This is a genomic window from Paenibacillus sp. Lou8.1 (assembly GCF_024213565.1).
GTDB classification, from domain to species: domain Bacteria; phylum Bacillota; class Bacilli; order Paenibacillales; family Paenibacillaceae; genus Paenibacillus; species Paenibacillus polymyxa_B.
Genome location: NZ_JANAVN010000040.1, coordinates 1 through 871, shown reverse-complemented (window position 1 = coordinate 871; position 871 = coordinate 1). Strand labels below are relative to the sequence as shown.

The window sequence follows — 871 nt, the reverse complement described above, 5'->3', positions numbered from 1 at the left end:
CATCCGGTTATGAGCAGGCTGTTGCAGGTCAAACAGGCACAGCTATTCGACTGCCGCATAAAACAGATTCTTTCCAGGTATGGGCCAAGCAGCTGTCAGCCTATGCGAATCGTGCGACGATGGAGCGGGAGCTTGCTTACTGGCAGCATATCGAACAAGCAGAAGCCAGCCTCGCGAAGCCTTTGCCGAAGGATTTTGCCAATGACAATGCACGGCTCGGAGACAGTGAGGTTGTCACTGTGCGCTGGACGAAGCAGGAAACCGAGCAGTTGCTCAAACAAGCTCATCGCGCGTACAACACGGAAATGAATGACCTGTTGCTGGCTGCGCTCGGAAAAGCCGTCTATGACTGGTCTGGTTCCGAACGAGTGCTGGTCAACCTGGAGGGCCATGGACGGGAAGCCATTGTACCGGATGTAGATATTACGCGGACGATCGGCTGGTTTACGAGCCAATTCCCGGTTGTGCTGGATGGAAGTCTGGGACAGGGCGGAAATACGGCTCGTCTGATCAAACGGATTAAGGAAGGGCTGCGTCATATTCCGCAAAAGGGCATCGGTTATGGTATTTTGCGATACCTGTCAGATATGAATGTGCTGGAAAAAGCAGGCGTGCAGTTAAAGACTCAGCCTGAGATCAGTTTTAACTATCTGGGCCAATTCGATCAGGACTATAAAGGCAACGATCTACAGCCTTCCTCCTATTCCATCGGTGTACCAGTTAGCACGAACGCGGCTATGGATTTTGCACTAGATATTAATGGATTAATCGAGGATGGGGAGCTGATGTTCACGATTCGCTACGGCACAACGCAGTTCCGTCATGACACGATTGCACGGCTGGGAGAGCTGCTAGCATCCGGCTTGCGTGA

At 52.1% G+C, this 871-nt stretch carries 1 protein-coding gene; it reads left to right on the top strand.

The genetic code is table 11. The features are described from left to right. Positions 1-871: condensation domain-containing protein (locus tag NLX78_RS26355; RefSeq protein ID WP_254351924.1), on the top strand; the 871-nt coding region annotated here is incomplete at both ends.